20 protein-coding genes are annotated in these 24,900 nt (G+C 36.5%); 4 read left to right on the top strand and 16 right to left on the bottom strand.

Annotated features, from left to right (window positions below; all coding sequences use genetic code 11):
- Positions 1 to 200 precede the first annotated feature (200 nt).
- From I5435_RS11225 to I5435_RS11215, 3 genes are all read right to left on the bottom strand, one after another.
- A complete protein-coding gene (locus I5435_RS11225) occupies positions 201 to 1,586 on the bottom strand; it encodes a sensor histidine kinase (protein WP_337983834.1) in 1,386 nt (461 codons plus the stop codon).
- Entirely contained in the window at positions 1,583 to 2,260 is a 678-nt protein-coding gene (locus tag I5435_RS11220; RefSeq protein WP_024361633.1) for a response regulator transcription factor, read from the bottom strand. The genes I5435_RS11225 and I5435_RS11220 overlap by 4 nt, the downstream gene beginning before the upstream one ends.
- 98 nt (positions 2,261 to 2,358) lie before the next feature.
- Positions 2,359 to 4,386, bottom strand: coding sequence for a diguanylate cyclase domain-containing protein (locus tag I5435_RS11215; RefSeq protein WP_337983833.1), 2,028 nt, complete (start codon positions 4,384 to 4,386; stop codon positions 2,359 to 2,361).
- 550 nt (positions 4,387 to 4,936) lie between these two features.
- Here I5435_RS11215 and I5435_RS11210 point away from each other — a divergent pair.
- Entirely contained in the window at positions 4,937 to 5,485 is a 549-nt protein-coding gene (locus I5435_RS11210; protein WP_024361631.1) for a GNAT family N-acetyltransferase, read from the top strand.
- 54 nt (positions 5,486 to 5,539) lie between these two features.
- Here I5435_RS11210 and I5435_RS11205 read toward each other — a convergent pair whose 3' ends face one another.
- Complete coding sequence (locus I5435_RS11205; protein ID WP_337983832.1) at positions 5,540 to 6,616, bottom strand: undecaprenyldiphospho-muramoylpentapeptide beta-N-acetylglucosaminyltransferase; 1,077 nt, start codon at positions 6,614 to 6,616, stop codon at positions 5,540 to 5,542.
- 172 nt (positions 6,617 to 6,788) lie between these two features.
- On the opposite strand from I5435_RS11205, the gene I5435_RS11200 reads away from it, so the two are divergent.
- Positions 6,789 to 8,135, top strand: coding sequence for an MATE family efflux transporter (locus tag I5435_RS11200; RefSeq protein ID WP_337983831.1), 1,347 nt, complete (start codon positions 6,789 to 6,791; stop codon positions 8,133 to 8,135).
- 78 nt (positions 8,136 to 8,213) lie between these two features.
- On the opposite strand, the gene I5435_RS11195 is transcribed toward I5435_RS11200, so the two are convergent.
- From I5435_RS11195 to I5435_RS11165, 7 genes are all read right to left on the bottom strand, one after another.
- Entirely contained in the window at positions 8,214 to 9,293 is a 1,080-nt protein-coding gene (locus tag I5435_RS11195) for a Ger(x)C family spore germination protein (RefSeq protein WP_337983830.1), read from the bottom strand.
- Positions 9,275 to 10,312 (bottom strand): GerAB/ArcD/ProY family transporter, encoded by a 1,038-nt coding sequence (locus tag I5435_RS11190; protein ID WP_024361627.1) that lies wholly within the window; start codon positions 10,310 to 10,312, stop codon positions 9,275 to 9,277. Before I5435_RS11190 ends, I5435_RS11195 begins: the two co-directional genes overlap by 19 nt.
- Positions 10,309 to 11,742, bottom strand: coding sequence for a spore germination protein (locus I5435_RS11185; RefSeq protein WP_337983829.1), 1,434 nt, complete (start codon positions 11,740 to 11,742; stop codon positions 10,309 to 10,311). The genes I5435_RS11190 and I5435_RS11185 overlap by 4 nt, the downstream gene beginning before the upstream one ends.
- A gap of 190 nt (positions 11,743 to 11,932) precedes the next feature.
- Entirely contained in the window at positions 11,933 to 12,604 is a 672-nt protein-coding gene (locus I5435_RS11180) for a CAP domain-containing protein (RefSeq protein WP_024361625.1), read from the bottom strand.
- A gap of 394 nt (positions 12,605 to 12,998) precedes the next feature.
- Positions 12,999 to 13,901 (bottom strand): CobW family GTP-binding protein, encoded by a 903-nt coding sequence (locus tag I5435_RS11175; protein WP_024361624.1) that lies wholly within the window; start codon positions 13,899 to 13,901, stop codon positions 12,999 to 13,001.
- Between the two features lie 68 nt (positions 13,902 to 13,969).
- Positions 13,970 to 15,487: a lmo1851 family serine protease gene (locus I5435_RS11170; protein WP_024361623.1), complete on the bottom strand. Its 1,518-nt coding sequence runs from the start codon at positions 15,485 to 15,487 to the stop codon at positions 13,970 to 13,972.
- Positions 15,488 to 15,851: 364 nt separating this feature from the next.
- Positions 15,852 to 16,592 carry an N-acetylmuramoyl-L-alanine amidase gene (locus I5435_RS11165; protein ID WP_024361622.1) on the bottom strand — a complete coding sequence of 247 codons (741 nt, stop codon included), beginning with the start codon at positions 16,590 to 16,592 and terminating at the stop codon, positions 15,852 to 15,854.
- An 855-nt stretch (positions 16,593 to 17,447) separates the two neighbouring features.
- On the opposite strand from I5435_RS11165, the gene I5435_RS11160 reads away from it, so the two are divergent.
- Positions 17,448 to 17,741, top strand: a complete 294-nt coding sequence (locus I5435_RS11160; protein ID WP_024361620.1) for a hypothetical protein — start codon at positions 17,448 to 17,450, stop codon at positions 17,739 to 17,741.
- A gap of 466 nt (positions 17,742 to 18,207) precedes the next feature.
- A complete protein-coding gene (locus tag I5435_RS11155; protein WP_337983828.1) occupies positions 18,208 to 19,389 on the top strand; it encodes a M20 metallopeptidase family protein in 1,182 nt (393 codons plus the stop codon).
- Positions 19,390 to 19,526: 137 nt separating this feature from the next.
- Here I5435_RS11155 and opp4C read toward each other — a convergent pair whose 3' ends face one another.
- Genes opp4C through I5435_RS11130 form a run of 5 tightly spaced genes read right to left on the bottom strand, consistent with a single transcriptional unit; the run spans position 19,527 to position 24,889 of the window.
- On the bottom strand, positions 19,527 to 20,450 hold the full coding sequence (gene opp4C / locus I5435_RS11150) for an oligopeptide ABC transporter permease (RefSeq protein WP_108030298.1): 924 nt from the start codon (positions 20,448 to 20,450) through the stop codon (positions 19,527 to 19,529).
- Entirely contained in the window at positions 20,447 to 21,421 is a 975-nt protein-coding gene (locus tag I5435_RS11145) for an ABC transporter permease (protein ID WP_229386717.1), read from the bottom strand. The genes opp4C and I5435_RS11145 overlap by 4 nt, the downstream gene beginning before the upstream one ends.
- A complete protein-coding gene (locus I5435_RS11140; protein ID WP_024361614.1) occupies positions 21,418 to 22,269 on the bottom strand; it encodes an ABC transporter ATP-binding protein in 852 nt (283 codons plus the stop codon). Before I5435_RS11140 ends, I5435_RS11145 begins: the two co-directional genes overlap by 4 nt.
- The gene (locus I5435_RS11135; RefSeq protein ID WP_337983827.1) at positions 22,253 to 23,257 is read right to left on the bottom strand and encodes an ABC transporter ATP-binding protein; all 1,005 of its coding nucleotides are present in this window, start codon (positions 23,255 to 23,257) and stop codon (positions 22,253 to 22,255) included. Before I5435_RS11135 ends, I5435_RS11140 begins: the two co-directional genes overlap by 17 nt.
- Before the next feature lie 21 nt (positions 23,258 to 23,278).
- Positions 23,279 to 24,889: an ABC transporter substrate-binding protein gene (locus I5435_RS11130; RefSeq protein ID WP_337983826.1), complete on the bottom strand. Its 1,611-nt coding sequence runs from the start codon at positions 24,887 to 24,889 to the stop codon at positions 23,279 to 23,281.
- Between the last annotated feature and the right edge of the window lie 11 nt (positions 24,890 to 24,900).

The following is a 24,900-nucleotide window of genomic DNA, read 5'->3' as shown; positions in this document are numbered from 1 at the left end:
GTTCCATTAATTAAATTACAATTAATTATATAATATTTTCCCGCTCATTAAAAGGATGTTTGACACAACTTATCCATAATTTAAAGAACGTTTTTTCCATCTCAATCTTACTACTCTTCACAGAAAATACAACTCTTTTTAGCAAATTAAGCAATTTTTTTCTCGAAGGCTAAAATTCTTAAATAAAGCGTGTATTTTTCTTAATATTTTAGCGGTATCTTCAACAAGAAAACGGTTCCAACATTTACTTCACTCTTGACTTCTATTGAAGCATTATATTTTTCAAGTAACATTTTAGAAATACTTAGCCCTAAGCCTGTACCGCCAATTTGACGATTTCTTGCTTCATCTACACGGTAAAAACGATCAAAAATATAGGGAAGGTTTTTTTCAGCTATTCCAATCCCATTATCTGTTATTTGAAATTCTACTTTTTCACCCTTCACAAAAAGGGAAATATTTACTTCCGGAACTTTTTCACAATAACGAATGGCATTTTCTACTATATTGCGAATTACTTGAGCAAGAGCATTCGGTGTTATAAAGACAGCCCCTATTTCGTCATTTTTCGACAGCGTAATAGTTGCATTCGGGTACAATTTCGCCATTTCACTTATGACACCTTCAATGACCGCGACCGGATTTGCTTCACTGGTGTCATCTTTCTCTTCACGTCGTGCGAGTTCAAGCAACTCTTCAATCATTTTTCGCATCCTAGTAATTTCCGTTAATGATGTATCTATCGATTCTTCTAGAATCACTGGATCATCCTTACCCCACCGCTTGAGTAGTGAGAGATGGCCTTCAATTGCTTGAATAGGTGTCCGCAGTTCGTGAGAAGCATCCGCAACAAATTGCTGCTGTTGAGCAAATGATATTTGTAGCTCATTCATCATTGCATTGTACATTTTCAATAAGTCACCAATTTCATCTTGTGATGAGTAGGATAGCTGTATTGGTTCATTAAAACCTTGGTCCATTACAGTTTTCATTGATGCACGCAATGCATGAAGTGGCTTCGTTAAATAATTCGCTAAATAATACCCAATGGAACCTGAAAGGAACAATGCGCCGACTCCTGCTATAAGCATGGCGGTCAACAAATAACGCATTAAGGATTCAAAACGTGTTAACGGATGAATCACTTGAATATATACTTGAAAAAAACCAAGCTTTATTGGCTCATTGACGACATATGCCTCTTTTTTATCAATGGTCATTTGCACAATTTTCTGCATGGGAGAAAGAGGTGCAGCTTGGGAGGCATTATTAATTCGCAAAATTTCAATACCATCATTATTATATAGTCTAACCGTTTGATCGCGATCAACTATCGATTTTAATAATCCTGTATTTTGCTGGATTTGTTGGATAGATATATTGGGCCCTTGTGATTCTAAAAATGAAGCGACATCATCTCTAGTTCGTTTCACTTTACTAACTTCATCATTTAGTAGCCAAGTATGCAGTGAAACATAGACGACGATACAAATTATAGCGTAGCTAATAAAAATGACCGCACTCGATGTCAACATCCACTTTCTTTGCAAAGAAAGATTGCTGAAATAGGCTTTTATTTTATTCATTCACGCATCACGTATCCTACCCCACGTACGGTTTCGATATAGGCATTTAAATCACCAGGTAGTTTTGTCCTTAGATGACGGATGTATACATCCACCACATTTGTCTCAATATCTGCATCATACCCCCAGACAGAAGTTAATATAAGCTCTCTTGTACATACGCGGTTTTTATGTTCTATTAATAACTTCAACAAATCATATTCGGTTTTTGTAAGATCAAGTCTTTGCCCTTGCACCAATACCTCATATGCATCAATATCGATTTCAATATCTCGAAAACGTAATGTATGACCCACCATTTTTTCATTAGGCTCCACACGGCGTAAAATGGTACGTATACGTGCCAGTAATTCTTCAATGGCAAAAGGCTTCACGATGTAATCATCGGCTCCTGCGTCTAAACCTGCAACTCGATCCATCACTGCATCTCTCGCAGTAAGTAAAATAATGGGTACTTGAGACTGCGTACGAACGCGGCGACAAATCTCAATTCCATTAATCCCCGGCAGCATGACATCTAATAATAGAACATCATAGTTTTCTGTTGTAGCAAGTGCAAGACCTTCCCGCCCATCAAAGGCTACGGTCACATCATAGCTTTCATGCTGTAACTCCAGTTCAACAAAACGAGCGATATGTTTTTCATCTTCTACCAATAGTATTTTTTTAGGCATCTAATCACCTTCTATTTCAATCTAATAACTTCTTTTCTAGCATAACATCATTTAAAAAGCCTGTACCACAAGTAAATACTCGTTTGTACAGACTTATTTTAAAGTGGGCCAGTTATAAATAAATTGTTTTTCCCACTTTCCTTTGCTTTATATAATGCTTGGTCTGCTAAATCCATTAGCTCCTCTAATGTAGTTGCATGGTCTGGATAATAGGCAATTCCTATAGAGGCAGTAGGTGCAAAGAAATGATTTTCGATTGTCCAACCTTTTTTTAATTCATTGCGAATACGGTTAATGATATGCATCATTTGACCTTGCCTTGCTTCAGGTTTACGCGTTAAACCTGTTAAAATAATGATAAATTCGTCCCCACCCATTCGAATAACAAGATCGTGACTACGCACAGAGGTAATTAACACATTACCAAATTTGCGGATAAAATCATCCCCCATATCATGTCCGAATTGATCATTTACATCTTTAAAGTCATCTCCATCAATATATAACATGGCAATACAAGCGTTTTTGGCATGTGCGTCCATCAGTATTTTGGGAAATTCCTTTGTTAGATACCTTCGATTCGGTAGCTGCGTTAAACTATCATGATAAGCAAGATAAAGTAAATCATTTTCTCGTTCTTTACGATGGGTAATTTCACGTGAAACCATAATAATTTGTGAGATTGTTTCGCGTTCTGTATCATGAACGACCGTTACATTTCCTTCTGTCCAAACTGGTGTACCATCTTTCCCTTGAAGCAATAGCTCAAATTGTGTATCAGTCTTCTCTGTAAAATCATTTAGAAACGCTTGCCACGCTGGTTTACTTTGCTCATCAATAATATCACTGTAAAACTGGCCTTGTAATTCAACAAATGCGTAACCTAAATACATTCTGTAAGACGGTGAGGCATAAATAATGATACCATCTTCATTTAAGATGACAATTAAATCATTTGTATTTTCAGTAATTAATCGGAATGTCCGTTCAATATTTTTTAATTCCGTTAACATTCTTTTCTTGTCCGTAATATCATAGTTAATGGATAAATATTGCTCCACTTGGCCAAATTCATTTTTCAAGGGCACAATAGCAGCCTCTACCCAATAGTCTGCATGATATTTAGTGCGGTAGCACAGCTCACCTCGCCACACCTCTCCTAATGCCAGGGTTTCATTGATTGCTTGAAACACGCTTTTTTTATTATTACGGGGTTCAATAAGGTCATAAGGATGGCCTAGCAATTCACTGGCTGTAAATCCCGAAGCATTTAAAAATAAATCATTTACTTCCACGATTTTTCCTTCGATATCTAAAATAGCAATGGAAGTGGCAGAATTTAAAGCTGCCTTGTACACTTCAAGGCCATGGGATGTCGAACGCAATGCGGCCTGTTGTTCTGTGAATTGCGTAAAATCTTGCATGATTAAGAAAATAGCAAAGGAATTGTCTCCTTGCATTACTGGTGACATTGATACTAAATACATGCGCTCCTGTTGATCCAACGTATGTAATTTAATAAGCTTCTCTGCAATATTTTCCCCCATTGCTGCTCTTTGTAAATAGTCTTGTATTTTTTCTATTTCCTCTTTTGGAATGATGGGCAAATCGATAAATGGCTGATGTTTCACCATATCGTTATCCAAATCAAAATCTTCCATGAAGCTTGTATTTACTTCAAATATAGTACCTTCAGCAGATAAAATAACGGTTGAAAAAAAAGCGTGGTCAAAAATAGACCGCATAAATAAAAACTTATCTTCAACACTTCTGTCATATAAGATTTCTTTTGTAATAGCTAAAATATAGTATTCATTTCCGTCTTTAATCGGGCGGACAGATGTCTCATATTTTCGCACTTCCGATTCAACATAGGCATAATCGACGTAATCGACCTGCTGATGTTGAGCGATTGCTCGATGATAATTTTCTTGAATAATGACAAAATTCCGACTAGAAGTAACAGCAGATAGCATTTTTCCAATGGCGTTATTGGATAACAGTGCTTGGGCAGCTTGATTTAAGCGAATATATTGATAATCGTCTCCAACTCTTTTCATTAAATAGACGAAATCTTCTCCAATAAATAGTTGATTGAATAGTTTTTCGCTTAAAAGATATTCCATGATGTCACTCCCCATTATAAAGTCACATATATATATAAATTCGTTATAAATGTATTTATTTATAAAATAAAAATTACACTAGTATTATAACATATTTACAATCATTTAACTTTGTTGAATTACGAAAGATTCTATCCTTTTTCGAGTAAAATTTGATAATATTTCACTTTTCACAAGGCAAAACGATACTAAGGAAATACTTTTTTTCGTCATTTTTATGAAACATATAACTTTAATAGACTTTAAATCATATATAACAAAAGTAGGGAAATGATATCTTTCACCTTTTTTCTGAATTAACTGACAATTAAACTTAATTTTCGTTTAAAAGAGCAAAAAGATTGCACCAAGCAGTAGACTTGTTATATTATATTAATAAAACTAGCCATTTTTCGGTATGGTCGCAAAATCAGTAAGACAGCGGGAGATTATGGATTTCATAGTTATAACGTCTAGTTCTTTGGGTTTTTAATTCCAGTACGAATTTTAGTTTTATTCTTTATGCTTTAACGGAATTGTTTTAACTACCCTTGCAAAGGAGGCGTTTCGTATGCTTAAACATCGAGACCTACATGAATGTACAGAGCTTTATGAGCTATTATCGCATCCATCTGTTTTTCCCTTCGTTCGCCAAAAGGCACAATCTGCGGACGAATACTGGTTTATGACCAAGCAACTAATCGAAGAAGAAGCGAGAGGGCTCGCTATCTCCAGGACAATAACTGATGATTGGGGTCAACCGATTGGCACCATTAGCATTCATGATGTGGAAGACGGTGCTGGCTTCCTCGGAACGTGGATAGGACTCCCCTATCAAGGGCAAGGTTACAACCAAAAAGCAAAAATGCTCTTCTTAAATGAATTATTTTTTGATTATAATTTCCATACGGTTTTCCTCCGTATACGAGTAGAAAATAGTAAATCACAGCGTGCCGCTTTAAAGTTGCCTTATGTTGTAAGTGCAAATGATAGTCACCCAACATTACTAGCACAAGTTAACAGCGGAGAAGCACAATTTAATCTATATAAAATACCACGTGACTTGTTCTATCTAACAACTGCCAATCAAACGCAAGAAGGCGAAGAACAAGCAATGTAATAACCAACAAAAAAAGCTATGTGCACTGTTTATTATAACAGTACACATAGCTTTTTATTTTTTATATTGCAATATTAACCTCGCCATTTCGTTTGGCGTTTTAGGTCTTTGCGTCTTTTCCATTGCTGGCATGATTTCTGATTTACGCGCTGTTAACGTATAAACTGATTTCATAAATGTTTCTTTTGTTAGTTCTTCCTCTTGTAAAACTTCAGCGTACCCTTGCTTTTTAAATAACTTTGCATTTAAAATTTGATCGCCACGACTTTTTTGTGCAGATAGAGGAATTAATAGCATTGGCTTATGCAGGGCTAAAAATTCAAATATAGAGTTAGACCCTGCACGAGAAACAACAAAATCTGCTGCATGCAGTAAATCCGGTAATTCCGTCGTAACATAGTCAAACTGTTTATAGCCTTTCATTGACTCTAAGCTGTCGTCTTTATTTCCTTTTCCACATAGATGTATTACTTGAAATGTTTGAAGTAGTTCAGGTAAATTATGGCGTAATGCATCATTTAACACAACCGAACCAAGACTTCCCCCCATCACTAAAAGAACAGGTTTTGACGCCGTAAAGCCACAGAAAGCAAGGCCTTTTGCTTTATTCCCATTAAATAATTCTTGACGAATAATGGAACCTGTACAAGTAGCCTTTTCCTTTGGCAAGTGCTGAAGCGTCTCTTCAAAAATAGTGAAGATATGCGAAGCAAATGGAAGTGCAATTTTATTAGCTAATCCGGGCGTTACATCGGATTCATGTATGACAACCGGTACGCCTGCCACTTTTGCTGCCATCACGACAGGTACAGAGACAAAACCACCTTTTGAAAAAATAACCTCTGGCTTTACTTTCTTTATAATGCGAAATGCTTGCATAATGCCAGCAAGTACTTTAAAAGGATCCGTAAAGTTTTTCATAGAGAAATAACGACGCAATTTCCCGCTAGCAATCCCATAGAACGGGACGTCAGGAAATGCCTCGCCAATTAATTCTTTTTCAATACCTTGCTCTGAACCAATATAGTGGACATCGTAACCTAGTTCAAGTAAAGAAGGTAATATCGCTTGATTAAGTGATACATGGCCTGCTGTCCCACCACCGGTTAAAATGATTGTTTGTTGTTTCACGTAAATTCTCCTATTCCTTAAAAGCCATTGTAGCAAACGCCACTTTTGTTTACAGTCTTTTATTTTACTATATGCGAAAGAAAAGATATAGATGAAGCTTTAATTTTTCATCATATGATGTTTACTATATGCTATACTAATTCATCATGCTTATAAAAGGAAGTTACTCACTATGTATAAAACGACAACGTTAAAGCAAAAGTATTCACTCATTTTAAAAATCATTGTACCTATTCTAATTACCCAAGTAGCCATTTATCTCATTTCTTTTTTCGACATTTTAATGTCTAGCCGCTACGGTACTTCTGATTTGGCAGGAGTCTCCATTGGGTCATCCATTTGGATGCCTATCTATACTGGGCTTTCAGGTATATTATTAGCAATAACACCGATTGTCTCCCAGCTTGTTGGCGCAAAGAAAGAACAATTAGCAAAACAAGCAGTGCAGCAAGGCTTATATGTCGCACTTGTACTTTCTGCATGTATTTTTATCATATTATTTATCGGGCTCGATTGGATACTGGGAAATATGCAATTAGACGCCGCTGTACATAACATTGCTAAATCTTATATTCATGCAATGTGCGCTGGTCTTATTCCACTCTTTTTATTTTTTGTTCTACGTTGTTTTATCGATGCGTTAGGTCAAACACGAGTAACCATGATTATTACACTGCTAGGAGCACCTATTAATATTTTCTTAAATTATATTTTCATTTTCGGAAAGTTCGGTGCACCTGAGCTTGGTGGTGTTGGTGCAGGTGTTGCAACAGCCATTACATATTGGCTAATTTTCTTTATTACGGTTTGGATTATTGCTAAACGCGTGCCTTTTGAACACTTTACTATTTTCCGTGAATGGCCAAAGTTACAATGGCTTAGCTGGAAAGAAATCTTAGTTATTGGTGTGCCAATCGGTATTTCCTTATTTGCGGAAACGAGTATTTTTTCTGCCGTCACAATGATGATGAGTAGCTTTAGCACAGAAATCATCGCTGCCCATCAAATCGCCATTAACTTTACGTCGTTGTTATATATGGTTCCTCTAAGTATTTCAATGGGTGTAACGATTTTAGTAGGTTTTGAAATTGGTGCGGGACGTTTACGTGATGCAAAAATCTATAGCTATTTATGCGTAGGTACAGCAATACTATTTAGTTTTTTCTCAGCTTGCATTCTCTACTTACTTCGCGAACAAATCGCTACAATGTATTCAAGCGATGAGCTAGTTTTAAAAAATGCGCAAGTCTTTTTAGTGTATGCTGCCATTTTCCAACTATCTGATTCTATTCAAGCACCTGTGCAAGGCGCATTACGAGGATACAAGGATGTGACCATCACATTTATCATGGCTATTATCTCGTATTGGATTATTGGATTGCCTACAGGTTATGTACTAGCTAACTATACTGATTTGGGTCCAGTTGGTTATTGGTTAGGGCTTGTAGCTGGTCTATCTGCAGGCGCTATTACCTTATTAATCCGTTTATTACGCGTACAAAGAAAATTTGCCCTATAATGAAAAAAGCGCAAAAATGGTGATTCAACATCAACATTTTTGCGTTTTGTTAGTTAAACAATAGATGCAAGCTCCTTATTAACGGAGTATGCCTGTACGAATAATCGTTACTTTCACTTTTGGTTCAATCGTAAGTGAAGCATATTGCTCGCGCCAGTCTTCCTCGAAGAATTTGGGATGATAGGCGCGAATATAACGTCCTATCCCTAACGTGTCGGACTTCTGTTCTTGCAGTATTTTTATTACTTCCTCAAAATCAGCTTGTATTCTTTGTTGGAACATCTCCTCTATCGTTTTAAACGTCTCCTCTTTATACAAATGATCTTTTGAAAACTCTTCTATTTCTACGTCAATTTTAAAATCCATTGTTATTTTTTTCATTTCTTCATTGATGATCCATTTTCTTTTTAAATGGATTACCTCCCCAGTGACAGGTACATCCTCGTTATTGAGCTTGAGCATATATTGTATACGTGCATGTTGACTCGCTTTATCCATTAATAAAAGCATATAAAAGGATTGCTTAGGATCCAAAATTTTCCCAGTAAACACTTGCCCAGAAAACAATGCCACTCCTGCAGCTTCCGCGCTATGTTCTTCTTCATCCATTTTAATATAAGGGATGGCAATATCTTTGGCATTATCAAACAATGTCGATCCGATCATTTGTAAATTCAGTTTAGGGTAAATTGTATTTTTTTCTGTACTTTCAATAAAGCGTTGATAATAACCTCCTGCATTATCCGTTACTTCTTTTGTTAACTCAACAAAAGGTTTTACACTCCCCTCAGTCAATGCCACTTTAATAGAAATTGGATTTTGAGGATCACGAAAATAAATATCTAATAGGTCATATAAAGGTTCTTTTACCGTTTCAATTGAAATAAGCAATGTTGAAAGTTCAGACAAGTCAAGTGTTTGTTCAACCTTCAAATCGGCATTATTTCGTACATCACGTGGAGAAATACCTTTTGCTTCAATTAACATAATCTGACTTTGCTTATTAATTGTTTTCGGATAAGCATAATATCCTTTATATTCGCCCATTGTCCCTTCTATACCAGCAAGGGATACGACTGATGAATTTTTATATAAGCGTTCGTCCCAACAACCCGCAAGTAGTACAACTGACAGAACGATTATTGCTTTTCGATACACGTTTTCCCCCTCCATTTATTCCATAAAATGATGAGAATCGGTAAGAGAAAAGTGAAAATTAATATTATATAATGGAAGGAATTTTTCATTAATTCAATCACCTTAAACTTAACTAAAAAAATTGGCACAATCGCAAGCAATAGATGATAAAAAACGGTTGTCTTTTTAGTTCCTTTCTTACCTATTCCAAAATGGACGACCCTTATCGTTAAATTAAAAATTAATACTGTGATGATGGACCAGGATAACCAAATATAAACAAAGAAAATATCTAGTCGCTTTACAAATGTAACTTCTTGAGATTTTAAAATATAGATAATTGGCTCTGGCACTAACTTAATCTCTTCGATAGTAAAAAACATTTGGGAAAACATAACGGAAATCAAATAAAAGACAAAAATGATGAGCTGATACATCAATATTTGCTTGCTTTTTAAAGTCAATTCCTTTTGTAAAAAAGGACGATAAATCAGATACATTTCCGCTCCCATAAATGCAAAAACACTATGAATAATGCCTTGAATTATTTCCTTATAATTATTAAATTCGAGCGGTAATAAGTTTGTCCATGTAAGATCTGGAACCGCAAGCATTAAAAAAATGATAAAAATAAATATAAGCGGAATAAACATAACACCAATATTAATAACGGTTTCTGGTCGACTTACATTACCGTATAACGACAGTGCTACAATGAAAACGATGATTATCCACTCGGGCGTTTGAGGCAAAACCCATGATGCTAAAACATACACCATATAGGCTAAAAATGTCGCTATCATTAAAAACCAATACACCTTATACACCCATTGAAAAAATGTATTCAAGTAAAAATATCGATAATACCGCTCAAAAAATAGTAATACTAAATAATGTAATGTGGTTGCTACGATAAATAGCACCCAGGCCTTATTTTTACTTTCGCTTATTAAAGGCGTCTGAAAGGAAATATAAATAATTCCTGTTTCAATGAAAAACATTAGTAAAAAAAATTGCCCTTTGGATAAGGAAAAATTCAAGGTGTATCACCATTCTTTACACTGTCATCTTTCGGTGAACTAAAAGATGTCACTTGGACAGTAGGTTTAAAGAACGGTCCTCGCACGAACACTTTATAGATTTCTTTTGGTTGGAACGGCACAATTGGAGCAAAGTATGGCTGTTTTAAAGAGCTTAAATTAATAAGGTGAATTAACAATACCACTACACCAATAACTATGCCGAAAAAGCCAAATAGTGAGGCTAGTACCATAAATGGAAATCGTAATATACGGATAGAGGTGTTAAGCTCTACTGACGGTACAACATAGCTAGAAATTGCAGTTAAAGCGACGACAATTACCATTAAGTTCGACACTAATCCAGCACTTACTATGGCATCACCTATAACTAATCCTCCGACAATCCCTATGGTCTGCCCCACTGATTGAGGCAATCGAATACTAGATTCCCGTATAAGCTCCATAATAATTTCTAATATTAGCGCCTCTATTAATGGCCGATAAGGGATTTCATTCACATCATTTTTCACCTGATTACTCAACTCTAATGGCAATACTTCAAAATGAAAACTGATAATTGCAATGTAAAATGCCGGCAAAAAAACAGCAGCAAAAAATGAAAATAACCGCACCATGCGATAAAAAGAACCTACCAATACTCGACCATTATAATCGTCAGGCGATTGATAAAAAGAAAAAAACGTAACAGGTGCAATCAATGCTGTTGGAGAGATATTCGTTATCAACACCACTTTACCTTCAACTAAATTAGCAACAACCCGGTCAGGACGCTCCGTATTAAGCAATTGAGGAAAAGGCGACCATACGGAATCTTCTAACTCATCACTTAGTTGACCAACACTATAAAAATAATCGATGTTAATGCCATCGATACGCTTTTCAATTTCAGCTAACGTTTCTGCTTTAATGACTCCGTCAATGTAAAGATAATAAGCTTTTGTATTTGTCTCTTTGCCAATTGAAAAGGATTTTACGACCAGCGAAGGATTATGAATTCGTTTGCGTAATAAGGCTAAATTGGTTTCAACGCTTTCTACTAGTCCTTCATGTGATCCGCGCAGAACATGTTCATTATTCGGCTCTTCAGGATTGCGGTGTACTTGATTGACAATCGTAAGTGAAAGCATTTCACCTGTATCAGGAATAATGATTAGCGTTTCACCATTACAAATATGTTCGATGGCTTGTGGTAACGAAAATGGCTTCAGAGTCGTCATTATCGTTTCACTCCAGAACGGCTTGTTTGTATCTAAACGTGCATAAATTGTATCGAGTAATTTTTGCGCTTCTTTTGCATCTACAAGCGAGGAATAAAAGCATAAAATAGCAGACGTTCCTTCTCGCCAGTCTACTTGTCTTACTGTAAAATCGGATGATTGATTAAATGCTTTTTGTAAGCTTTTCATCATTAATTCCACTTTATTCATAAAACGCCTCCTATACTTGGAAGTATAGGCAAAAATGGCTTATTTCAAACGGCAATGCCTTTGGATTATCCTGTTTTCTTCATTGTTTATAATTTTTTTACCTTAAAAAATAAAAAGACATCCAAATAAGCCTTGAAGACTTATTGGACATCCTATTTAAATACGTTGTTTCTATTAAATTTTCACAATATTACTTTTGGATAAACTGTTGCGTCCAGTAGTTACCTGACTTCACATACCCTACACCAATATGTGTATAATTAGCATTTAAAATATTGGCACGGTGACCCGGTGAATCCATCCAAGCTTGTACAACTTCTTGTGGAGAACGTTGACCTTGGGCGATATTTTCACCCGCACTCTTATAAGTGATGCCTAGCGCTTTCATACGATCAAATGGTGAACCAAATGTTGGGCTCGTATGTGAAAAATATTTCTTTGATTGCATGTCTTGAGATTTTTCTCGTGCTGCAGCCATCAGTTTATCATCTGTTTGTAGAGCCTTTAATCCTGCTTTCGTACGCTCAGCATTCGTTAATTTCACTACCTCTTGTTCAAAAGCATTCACATCCGATGTTGTTGTAGTCGGATTAGATGTAGTTGGTGGTGTTGTCGTTGTCGTATTTTGTTGATTTGTTGGTTTATTTGTTTGTTGATTTGTTTGCGTATCTTTTGACGGTGCAGTTGTATTTGGTTTAGTTACAACCCACTTGTGATTTGACCAATTATTATAATAGTAAACTTTACAGTTCGTTGTCTGATTTGCTGTGTTCCCTTCTGTAGTATTAGAAGCAGCAGAAGCCAATTGAATTGGAGCTGCTAAAAGAAATGTTGCACAAATTGCAGTAAGTGTTTTTTTCATTTTGCAATTCCTCCTATCTGCAACCTATCGTAAAGTATGATTCTATAAAAAATCTTCCCAACATCTGCTAGCATGTCCAATAGAAAAGTAGTTTCCGTTAAACAGGGGTTTTTTTGTTATATTTTTTAGCAAGTTTCACCAACCTATGAAATACTTACGTTTTAAATAGGGTTGACAGTATTCAATTTTTGTTCGTATTTTGACTACGATTTTAATAGAATAGCACACTGGCCAATCACTAAAATTGCCTGTCGAAAATAAAAAGTGAGCAAAATCATTTTTTGGCTATGCCTATAAAAAAATCTGCTCGGCTCCACTGAATGACTTAAATCTTCAGAAAGAACACGGGCAGATGAAGTTTATTCTCTAAAGTAAAGCATGGTACACTAATTGTTTAATCAATACCTATGACATGAACATGACCAATGTTTTCACCTATTAAAACAAGCTTTGCAGGCATTTTAATGAATTCTGGCAGCCATTGTACCATTCCATAGGCATACTGAAACAGCATTGGATTTTTAACGCCTTCTATTGGAACGTAGCCTTTCATTCGGTACACCGTATCTGGTAAACCACGTACCCACTCTTCAATTTGCTCTTGTGTAAAGTGAACACCTTCAAATTCAACTAAACGAGAGCCTAAATGCATGGAGGCTATCGGGGCTTTCACAATATGTTGCTTATCGATTTTAACGGTGGCAGATAAATTTTCTAGTAAATGGTACGGTACACGCCCATTTGTTGTTTGCAAAATAAATGCCTGGGGATTAAAACCTTGTAGCTCATAAACGACTTGCGCTTGCTCCGCCTCTGTTAATAAATCGGTTTTATTGGCTAGTAATAAATGCGCGTGACGAATTTGTTCCATAAACAATGTACGCACTTGCGGTGTTAATGTATCACGATGTAACCAAAGCTTCGAGTCCGCAACTGTAACAATCCCCTTGACATTTAACTGCTCAGCAAAGATAGGGGAATAGACAGCATCCAATGCTTCTACAGGGTGAGCCGCTCCAGTTGTTTCAATAATTAGAACGTCAAATTCACTATCTAATAGAAGAGACTGAATTTGAGCTTCTGTTTTTTCAGCTCCTGAACAACAAATACAGCCTTCTAGCATCTCTTTGAGCGGCACGTCCTCTTCTACAGCTTGAGAATCAAATGGTAGCTTGCCAAGTTCATTCATAATTACAGCCGGCTTTAACCCTTTTTCTTTTAGTTGTCGTATAACATCAGTCAGCATAGATGTCTTACCACTTCCAAGAAATCCACTAAATAAATATACATCCTTCACAATTCATTCCTCCTAAAGAAAAAGCTGTCGCATTGCCGTACGAGACGACTTCTGCGACAGCTACAGTGTTAGTTTGTTGTTCCCTCTGTTTGTTCTTTTACACCAGAGACAAGCTCTTTTGCTTTTAACAGTTGCGGATCTTCTGATTTCATTTTTTCACGTAACGCATCCATCAATGCGTAAGTTGTTTCGTTCGTTATAATGCCTGTTTCTTCAAGCTTATTATCAGCTTGCAATTTTTTCACAGCTCGTTCTGTATATTGGTCAAAGATACCGTCAGCTTTTCCAGGTTCATAACCTAGCACTTCTAACATTTCTTCAGCCACTTTGACAGAGTCTGACTGCAAGCCCTCTTTCATTTCAATCGTCGGGTCTAAAATTGGTAAAGAAGCATAAGCTGGATACGCTACTTTTACATCCGGTTCAATGCCTTTTTCATTAATCCAGTTACCATTTGGTGTTAACCATTTACCAGTTGTGAATTTTAAATTAGAACCATCCTTTAAAGGTGTAACATTTTGTACAGTTCCTTTACCGAACGATGTTTCACCAACAATTTTAGCACCTACAGATTCTTTTAAAGCACCTGCTAAAATTTCCGATGCCGATGCACTGCCATTATCCACTAGAACGGTTACAGGTACATTATATTTTTTCCCTGCGACAGCTTTTGTAATAACTGGCTCCTCGTCTTTTTGCTGCACTTGTACAATCGCTTTACCTTCTGGTACAAATAAATTTGAAATTTCAACCGCAGCATCTAAGTATCCACCTGGATTTTGGCGTAAATCAAGGACAATCCCTTTCATGCCTTTTCCTTCGTACTCAACAAGGATTTTCTCTAGCTCTTTTGCTGTTTCTTCATTAAATGATGTAATTTGGATATGTGCAATATCTCCATCTAGCATTTCACCATAAACCGTTTCAACAGGAATTTCATCGCGAATAATCGTCATTTGAATAGGTTCAGCATTTTCGCCACGTTTCACTGTAAGCTTTACAGGTGTACCCTTTTCGCCACGAATAAGTGCTACTGCTTCTGAAGCGCTAAAACCTTGAATGCTTTTACCATCTACTGTTAAAATAATATCTTTTGGTAATAACCCTGCTTTTTCAGCGGGTGAATTTTTAATAGGTGACACAACAGTAATAAAACCATTACGTTCTTGAATTTCAGCACCGATACCCTGGAAGCTTGAAGATAATCCCGAGTTAAATTTTTCTGCTTCATCCCTTACCATAAAATCAGAATAAGGATCTCCTAATGCATCAAACATGCCGTTAATGGCGCCATCCACTACTTTTTCATCATCGATATCTTTGTAATACTTGCCTTTAAGCATATCAAATGCTTCGTATAGTTTTGTAAATTCCGCACGTTCAATTGGGACTTTTACTTCTACCACTTTCTTTTCACCGAAAGTTAACGCAAAAATGGTTAAGCCCGCGGTAATTAAGATTGTAAAGAACATCAGCATAATAAACTTAAACGGCTTCATCTGAATAAATTGGCCTGCAGGTTTTACCTCTACTTGTTGTATTTGCTCTTGCTGTTGTTCCAAACCATCTTTTTTCTGTTCATCCATCTTGATTGTCACCACTCTCATATACACTAACTTGTTGTCACACTATTACCATCTTAACAGGTTATAGAGGAGACGAAAAGAAAAAGAGTGTCAAAATTTCATGACAGCTCTTGTCCCCCCTACTAACTTCATAAAATTGTACATTAATAAGCTACTTTTTTAGATTCCATACGCTCGCTATTAATAGCACAATGGTCTAAAAAACTTCCTATTTTACAATTTTCCATGAAAATGTGCCTCAGATACCTTCTGAGGCACTGCCCTTAGCTGCTAAGTTTCAAGTATATAATAGTACTGCCTTTCTATTTTACTCATTTCCTAAAAGCAGTCAACTAAAATACTCATATTATTAGCTGATGAGCCATTATGCATCGATAATGTATGTCAGTTGCGCTAATTTAGCAGCCTTTATTTTATTTTCTGCACTTTTAGCAGCACTAATGCCTGTAAAAGTCCCTGTTTTCACTCGAAACTTAGACCCTTCCTGCTCAATATAAGCAACCCAGCCAAAACGTTTTCTCATCACATCTAACACGCTTATTGCTGCGTTTCGTGTACTATATGTTCCTGTAATAATTCGATACTTCGATAACTCGGTAGGTGGTTTTTCAGGCTTTGGCGTATCATTGCTTGTTACCATTTGCAAAAAATTAGTCCATGAGATTTTCCCTGCACGCATATTTCTAGGACAGTTTTTGCCACTAAAATAATGGTGTTGCACGACATTTTCGATAGCTATATTTTCATCATTCATTATTTTTGCTATTAAACTCGCCGCATTTTTTACTGCCTTATTATAATCTCCATCGCTATTAACACATATTTCAACTTGAATGCCTTGTGTATTGCCTATATACGTTCCAGCTCCCCAGCATTCCCAATAATGTTCAAAAGATTGTATGGCCTCTTGATCATCGACTTGCCAATGCCAACTAGCATTTCTACTATTACCGTTTATTTGGAGTCGAGCATGGGCATCTGCATCTGCACCAACGCTTGTATTGTCTGTTTCATGAACAACAATATATTTTTTTGCATTGTTTTTGCCATTTGTAATTTTTGCAGCTTGAGTCGCAGCGACTAATTTTTGACGTATTGATACCACGCGATTTCCCCCTTCCAAAAGTAGATTCGTTTTCGCTTTCTAAAATGACGTATTTATTGTAGTGTTACTTTCCTTAAATAGAGTGTATAGACTATCGTGCTTTCTTTTATAGTATGTGTTCGCACTCATTTTGTTTGTGTTTTTATATACTCTCATTTACAAAACTACAAGACTTTCGTTATGCTAATTGGAGTGATTATGTGCTTCAATAAAAATATTAGTAGATTGTGGAGAAAGCTTAAAATAGTAGATTTAATTTTCGGTTGCCAAAGAATGCAAAGGACAAGGACAGCATCCACATTGGCAATCCAATTCAAAAAACTTATATTAGTATTTAGTGGAGACGCGTGAAATATTTGAAACCATTTACATAACGTATATACAACAAAATGGATTGGAGGAGGACAAAGTGGAGACTTGGTCTATCTGACGTGGGGAAACGTAAAGTCCAATGCCATCATATGGACACTATCACATAAAATCACACTAATAGATTTAGCTAAAGTTTGAAAAAGTGAAAAAGAAATGATTTGGAGGGAATCACATTGTTAAAAATATTTCGTATATTATTTTCAATAGTGGGCATATGTTTGGCATTGTATGGCTTCATTACAAACTATAAGTTTCAAGCATTTTACAGGTTGGTTATTAATCATCATATGTCTTTTTTCTTTTTTTGTAGCTATTCAAAGTTTTACTTTACTTTGATAACCGTTTTTTATAAAAAGATATTGTCACTATATAATATGAAGTCGTTTTCATTAGCCTCCTGTTTTTAACCATTAACTACCAATAAAAACGGTGCTATGTTACAATTATTTGAAAATAATTGCTAGCAAAGGAGGTGAAATTGGTATGGCTTATCTAAACGATTTACAATATTATTTAGATAGTAGTTCTATTGGTTTGTTATTAGAACTTATTTTAGTTACTACTTGCATTTCCACAATTATTTTCTTCACCACGAAAAACAAATATATTTCCTATTTAGCATCGGCACCTATATTTTATTTTATGTCACAATGGTTTTATCAAAATACCCATTTATTATTCATCATCATAGCAATGACGGTACAAGCCTTTGTTATTGTATGTATTCAGAAGAAGCAAATTAGTCAGGATGCAAGTTTAAAGAGCGAAACACTTTAATTATGATTCTACGAATTAGGACTTATGCCATTTACATTAAGTGTAATCGGCTAAGTCCTTTTGTTTAAGCATCAAAACAGTAGAATAGTGATTGGAGGTATATAAGTGATTTTGAAAATGCTGAACTCTATTATTGGAATATTGATAATATTTATTGGGTCTATTTTCATAAATATAACCGTCTATAATGAAACAATGAAAACAATGACTTATAAAGGTTTTGGCTTTTTCATGATGATTGTTGGTATTTTATATCTCAAAAACTTCGCAAAAATGGGAAAGCAATAAATAACTCAAAAGGATTGCACTAATGGTCATTTACACACACCAGATAAATGCATTTAATTTTCAGAATTTTTTCCGTGCCTGTCACTCCCAGTTTCCCAGGTTAAATCTTTATATCATACTTGACAACTTGGTTTAATAACCGTATTATCAACTTCATATATTAGTTAGAGGTGATCTGGTGAATTTTCAAAATCAAGTAGCACAATTACATACACTTTTCGATGAAATTGTAGCAAATCGTCGTTATATGCATATGCATCCTGAATTATCATTTGAAGAAGACAATACAGCCATTTTTATTGCCGATACTTTAAAAGCATATGGTATCTCATTCCGCGAACGAGTTGGTAAAAAAGGAATCGTCGCTAGCATTGATGGCGCATTACCAGGAAAAACAATCGCGTTCCGTGCCGATTTCGATGCTCTTCCAATCAATGATGAAAAGGACGTGCCCTATAAATCCACTGTACCTGGCGTTATGCACGCATGTGGACATGATGGACACACCGCTGCACTACTTGCATTCGCTAAAATCGTGCAACAAAATAAAGAGCAATTAAAGGGCTCTATTCGTTTAATTTTCCAACCTGCGGAAGAAAAACCACCAGGTGGCGCAAAATTTATGATAGAGGATGGCGCACTTGATGGTGTGGATTATGTATTTGGCGCTCATTTAGCGTCGGACTTACCTTTAGGAAAACTTTCAACTGCCGCTGGTCCAATTATGGCCTCTGTTGACGCATTTACGATTAAATTATTCGGGAAAGGTGGACATGGAGCCTATCCACATACAACGAAGGACTCAATCATCGCAGCGACTCAGCTTATTCAAAACTTCCAGCAAATTGTTAGCCGCCGAGTAAATCCAACTGAGGCTGCAGTTGTCACTGTTGGTAGTTTACACGCAGGAAATGCATTTAATGTTATTGCAGATACTGCTACATTAGAAGGTACTGTTCGTACATTAAATCAAAATGTACGTGACCAGATTGAAAAAGAGATTTTCGCTATTTTAGAAGGCTTAAAAGTTTCAAATTATGTAGACTATGAAATCGATTATTTAAAAGGCTATCCAGTGTTAATTAATACAGAAGAAGAATCTGTAGTAGTGGAACAATTAATAAAAGAGCACTTTACAGCAGAAGCGTTTGAAATGAAAACACCCGTATTAGGAGCGGAAGATTTCGCCTATTACTTACAACATGTACCTGGAAACTTTATTCACGTCGGCTCTGCGAATGAACAGGCAACTACACAATTCCCTCACCACCATCCGAAATTCGATTTTGATGAGCGGGCATTGTTAAATATCGCGACAATATTCTTAAAAATTGTTGATTATTACGGTAAAGTCGAATAAAAAACGAAACGGATTTGAAGAATTAAATTTTCAAATCCGTTTTTTCGTTTGCAGAGGGGAAAAATGTAAGCGGAAAATGCTAAATGCAAAAAGGGACAAATCCGAAAACTAATGACTTTTACGGATTTGTCCCTTTACTACTTTGAATTATGTGGGTCCAGTGCATCTCGCAATGCATCCCCGATATAGTTAATGGCTAACACTGTCAATAATATGAAAGTACCTGGTGGAATCCAAAGCCACGGTTGATCCGTTAAAATCGAAATCGACTGGGCATTAGACAGCATATTTCCCCAGCTTGCATCTGGTGGCTGTACACCTAAGCCTAGAAAGCTTAATGCTGCTTCATCTAATATTGCCCCTGCAACGCCAGATGTTGCATAAATCAAAATTGGTGCAACCGTATTCGGTAAAATATGCTTAAACAAAATACGTGGCGTACTATATCCTAATGCAATACTCGCTTTCACATAGTCTGATTGCTTAATCGCTAAGACATTTCCGCGCACAAGTCGAGCAATACCAGGCCAACCTAATACCCCTAAAATTAAAATGATATTCGTTAACCCAGGCCCTACAATACTTGCTACAACTAAAATAAACAAAATATATGGAAATGACATAAACATATCTGTAATACGCATTACAACCCCATCTATCATGCCACCAAAATACCCAGAAATTAAACCTAACACCGTACCGATAATCGCAGAAATTGCCACAGCTCCGATACCTACAGCTAGCGAAACACGTGCTGCATAAATAACTCGACTCAACACGTCTCGTCCCACTTGATCAGTTCCTAGTAAGTGCTGCAAAGAAGGTGGTGCACTAAATTCACCAGTAATTTCAGCAGGGTCAAATGGAGCAAAAATCGGCGCAAGAATGGCTGCCATCGTTACAATCGCTAAAAACCAAAGTCCCATTACAGCTAATTTGTGCCGTTTGAATCGTTTCCAAAACATGCCCTTCGTATTCGATATAGCAGAATCTTCACGCCAAGTGACCGTTTGCTCTGTATCATATTGTTTTTTATTAAAATATCGCTTAAATATACTCATCGTTTGCCACCCCCAACATAGCTTTTACGAATACGTGGGTCGACAAATGCGTATACAATATCCGTTAAAATATTGGCAGCTATTACGACGAAAGCTGCAACGAGGTTTAATCCCATAATCGTTGAGTAATCTCGACTCATAATGGATGAAAGTGTAAGCTGACCAATTCCTGGCCAAGAGAAAATTTGTTCGATGACAACTGCCCCACCAAATAAAATCGAAACCTCTAAACCGACAATTGTGACAATTGGAATTAAAGCATTTCGCAACGCATGTTTATTCACGACAAAAAATTCCTTCACACCTTTTGCACGAGCCGTACGCAAAAAGTCTTGTCCCATAATTTCAAGCATACCCGAGCGCACATAACGAATGTTCCGCCCAGCAACGTTTGCGACAAGCACCGTCACTGGTAAAATCATATGCCATATAAGTGAGCCAAGGCTTCCTTCAGAACCTAATTCTTTCATACCGCCTGAAGGCAACCAGTTTAATTGAATCGAGAAAATATAAACTAATAATAAAGCGAAAAAGAAATTTGGTATGGAAATCCCTAAAAATGAACCCGTTACAAATGTATAATCAAGCTTTGAATATTGCTTCGTCGCACTATAAATGCCAATTGGAATCGCAATCATTAACCCTAATACTAAAGCTGTTCCCATTAAAATAACGGTCGGACCCATGCGGCTGGCAATTAACTCTGTTACGGGCTCATACGTAATCATCGAATAGCCTAAATCGCCATTTAACACTAAGTTTTTTAACCAATGCCAATATTGAATGTAGGCTGGGTCATTAAGCCCTAATTCTATCATTTTAGCCTCTCTTGCCGCATCTGGTAGCTTGGGGCTTACAAGCATATCAACAGGATTACCTGGTGCCATTCGCATAATGATGAAGTTAATAACCGATACACCAAATAGCACGGGGATGGCGATTAATAATCGTCTTAAAATATAGCCTATCATGCATCTATCCCCTTTTCACGCTGAATAATACTTCGTTTCGTCGGATCTGGCTTTGGATAAGCACTTAATAATTTTTTTGTATAGTCATGTTGTGGGTTTAAGAAAATTTGCTCTGTCGTACCCATCTCCACAATTTTGCCTGCATACATTACAGCTATTCGATCACTAATATATTTCATTGCACCTAAACCGTGCGCAATAAATAAATACGTTAAGCCCAATTCATCTTGAAGCTGTTTAAACAAATTTAAAATTTGCGCTTGAATCGATACATCTAATGCAGATACAGGTTCATCACAAATTAATAATCTAGGTCTTACAGCTAATGCCCGAGCAATGCCGACACGTTGGCGTTGACCACCAGAAAACTCATGTGGGTACCGTCCCTTGGTCGTCGCTGGAAGCCCCACTAACGCAAGTAATCGCTCTACTTCCTGTTGTATTTCATGCGTGGGGACAATTTTATGTACGCGTAGCGGTTCTGCAAGTAATGATCCGATTGTTTGTCTTGGATTTAGTGAAGAATAGGGATCTTGGAAAACAATCTGAATTTGTTGACTTAGACTTACGCGACCTGTTCGATAATCCATTTGTTGACCATCAAATAAAATTCGGCCACCTGTTTTCGGTTCTAGGCCAATAATTGTTCGCCCTAATGTTGATTTTCCACAGCCTGATTCTCCTACAAGCCCAACTGTTTCACCTTCATAGATTTCGAATGAAACACCATCTACTGCTTTTACATAATCGGTTTTTAAATTCATAAACCCCGTTTTATATGGATAGTAAGTTTTAACATCTTCTAATACAAGTAACGGAGAGTTATTTCGTTCAGCTTTGATTGTCATGACTACTCTCCTCCTTGTGCAATACCTTTTGCCATTCGAAGCATCTCGTTTTATGGCCACTATCGACTTCAATTAATGGTGGTTGTTGTTTTTTACATTGCGCTGTTGCAAAAGCGCAACGATTTGCAAAACGACAACCTACAATATTTTGGTACCGTCCCGGTATCGTCCCTGGTATTGCCTTCAATTGTTTACCGTCAAAATCCATGGATGGAATAGAATCCATTAGGCCCAGTGTATACGGGTGTAATGGTCGCTCAAATAATGTAAAAACATCAGCTTCTTCAACAACTTGCCCTGCATACATAACGATGACACGATCTGCCATTTCTGCAACAACACCTAAATCATGGGTAATAAGTAAGACAGCTGTTTGTAACTCCGTACATAAATCATTCATTACGCGCATAATTTGCGCTTGTACCGTGACATCAAGTGCTGTTGTTGGTTCATCCGCAATTAATAGTTTTGGTTTACATACTAAGGCGATGGCAATCATGACACGTTGACGCATTCCACCTGATAATGAAAATGGGAATTGCTTCATCACACGTGTAGCATTAGGAATACCCACTTTATCTAACATATTTTGCGCAATTGCTTTTGCTTCCTTTTTATCGACATCTGTATGGAGTAAGATGGTCTCTACTAGCTGATGACCAATTGTAAAAACAGGATTTAAGGCGGTCATTGGCTCTTGGAAAATCATTGAAACTTCATTCCCACGTAACGGTTGAAATTCTTTATCAGAAAGTGCTGTTAAGTTTTTACCTTCTAAATTCATTTCACCTTGCACAATTGAACCGCGCTTCCCTAATAGACGCATAATAGAAAGTGCCGTTACGCTCTTCCCGCTTCCCGACTCTCCTACAATCGCCAATGTTTCGCCTTTTTTCACATCAAAGCTTACATCGTCGACACTGACTACTTTTCCATATTCAGTTTCGAAAGCCGTTTTCAGCTGTTTTACGCTCAGCAAACTCTCCATATAAACACGTCCTATCTCTCTCTATTTAACAGTCCACTCATGTACGTTAATAAACATACCGAAGTCGCTTGGTGTAGCGCCTTTAACACGTTTATTTACTGCTCCTAATGCTGTTGTTGCATAAATGGAAGGCATTGGTACTTCTTGTTGTGTTATTTCTTGTAATTCACCATACAACGCTTTTATTTTCACTTCATCTACTTCAGTCGCTAATGCAGCTAAAATTTCATTCACACGTGCATTGTGATAAGCGTTTGGATTGCCTTCCCCTAAGAAGTAAGAAATATCAGGAAGTGGATTAATCGGTGTAATAGATACTGTTAAAATCGCTAAATCATATTTCTGACTTACAATTTCATCAATAATCGTTCCGAAATCCATCATTTGGATTTCAGCTGTAATACCTGCTTCACGTAAGTTTTCTACGATGATGTTTGCAGCCTGCTCTAATGTTGCATCACCTGATAACACAGCTAATTTCAACTTTTTGCTTGAATCCCATCCAGACTCCGCTAATAATTGTTTGGCTTTTTCTAAATCATACTTAACGGGTTTAACATCTTCATTTAAGTATGGGCTGTTGCTTGGGAAGAAGCCATCTGTTACTTCACCCGCACCTTTTAATAGATTATCAATAATTAATTGACGGTTCATCGCATATGAAATGGCTTGACGTTGCTTGGCATCCGCTACAACATTTTCATTAATATACATATATTGTGTAGCTAATGGTTCACCATAAGCCGTTGTTAATGTATTTAAACCTTGCACATTTGCATAATCTGATACCGGAATAACACCTGCAGACGGTATGTTCATATCAATTTCACCGCTTTTTAATTGAGCAGCAATTTGATTTCCTTGTAATACCTTAAAGTTTAATTGATCTAAAGAAGAAGCACCTTTGAAGTAATTTTTATTGGGTACCATTTCTACATAATGTGAACGATCCATTTTTGAAATGATGAATGGACCAGATGTAACGGTTGGATTTTGCATAAAATCACTTGCATTTAGCTCTTCCACTGCAATTTTTTCAAGTTGTGCCTTTGGTAATGTTAATAAATAACGCCCTACTGTATCTTGGAAAATCGATAACGTTGTTGGTTTTTTTGTTTTAATTTGAATTGTATCTCCATCTACTTTTGTCACGCCAGAAATAGAACTCGAACCTTGTGGTAAATAACCGCTATCATCTAAACCTTCCACAATAGCAAACATGTACGCATAATTTGACGCTACGACAGGGTTTGCCATTAATTGCAATGTGTAAATTACGTCATCTGTTGTAATATCTGTACCATCTGTCCATTTTGCTTCTTTGTTTAAGTTAATTGTAAATGTTTGATTATCTTGTGTTGTAATGGAATCAGCTAACATTGGCTGATAGTTTAATTTTGAATCTAAATCAACTAATGGTAAAAATAATAGATTTGAAACATAAGTAGAAACTAATCCACTTGGTTGTAATGGATTAATGTTACTAGCTGGGTACGTAACACCGATATTGACAACATTTTTATCACTGCTTTTTCCCTTAGAAGAAGGTTCATCGTTACCACATGCTGCTAAAACCACTAGTACTGCCATTGTTAATAACGCTAACATAAAATTTTTCGAGTTTTTGAACATTGTTATTTCTC

It is taken from the genome of Lysinibacillus sp. C5.1, from assembly GCF_016350185.1.
GTDB classification, from domain to species: domain Bacteria; phylum Bacillota; class Bacilli; order Bacillales_A; family Planococcaceae; genus Lysinibacillus; species Lysinibacillus sphaericus.
The sequence above is the reverse complement of the archived record's forward strand: the minus strand, read 5'-3'. Positions and strand labels throughout refer to the sequence as shown.

Coding starts and splice junctions, on each gene's coding strand:
- I5435_RS11135 (WP_337983827.1), bottom strand. CDS start 23,257: ATGGAGAGTTTGCTGAGCGTAAAACAGCTGAAAACGGCTTTCGAAACT.
- I5435_RS11220 (WP_024361633.1), bottom strand. CDS start 2,260: ATGCCTAAAAAAATACTATTGGTAGAAGATGAAAAACATATCGCTCGT.
- I5435_RS11185 (WP_337983829.1), bottom strand. CDS start 11,742: ATGAATAAAGTGGAATTAATGATGAAAAGCTTACAAAAAGCATTTAAT.
- I5435_RS11170 (WP_024361623.1), bottom strand. CDS start 15,487: ATGGATGAACAGAAAAAAGATGGTTTGGAACAACAGCAAGAGCAAATA.
- I5435_RS11130 (WP_337983826.1), bottom strand. CDS start 24,889: ATGTTCAAAAACTCGAAAAATTTTATGTTAGCGTTATTAACAATGGCA.
- I5435_RS11225 (WP_337983834.1), bottom strand. CDS start 1,586: ATGAATAAAATAAAAGCCTATTTCAGCAATCTTTCTTTGCAAAGAAAG.
- I5435_RS11160 (WP_024361620.1), top strand. CDS start 17,448: ATGGCTTATCTAAACGATTTACAATATTATTTAGATAGTAGTTCTATT.
- opp4C (WP_108030298.1), bottom strand. CDS start 20,450: ATGAGTATATTTAAGCGATATTTTAATAAAAAACAATATGATACAGAG.
- I5435_RS11140 (WP_024361614.1), bottom strand. CDS start 22,269: ATGACAATCAAAGCTGAACGAAATAACTCTCCGTTACTTGTATTAGAA.
- I5435_RS11180 (WP_024361625.1), bottom strand. CDS start 12,604: ATGAAAAAAACACTTACTGCAATTTGTGCAACATTTCTTTTAGCAGCT.
- I5435_RS11215 (WP_337983833.1), bottom strand. CDS start 4,386: ATGGAATATCTTTTAAGCGAAAAACTATTCAATCAACTATTTATTGGA.
- I5435_RS11200 (WP_337983831.1), top strand. CDS start 6,789: ATGTATAAAACGACAACGTTAAAGCAAAAGTATTCACTCATTTTAAAA.
- I5435_RS11145 (WP_229386717.1), bottom strand. CDS start 21,421: ATGATAGGCTATATTTTAAGACGATTATTAATCGCCATCCCCGTGCTA.
- I5435_RS11210 (WP_024361631.1), top strand. CDS start 4,937: ATGCTTAAACATCGAGACCTACATGAATGTACAGAGCTTTATGAGCTA.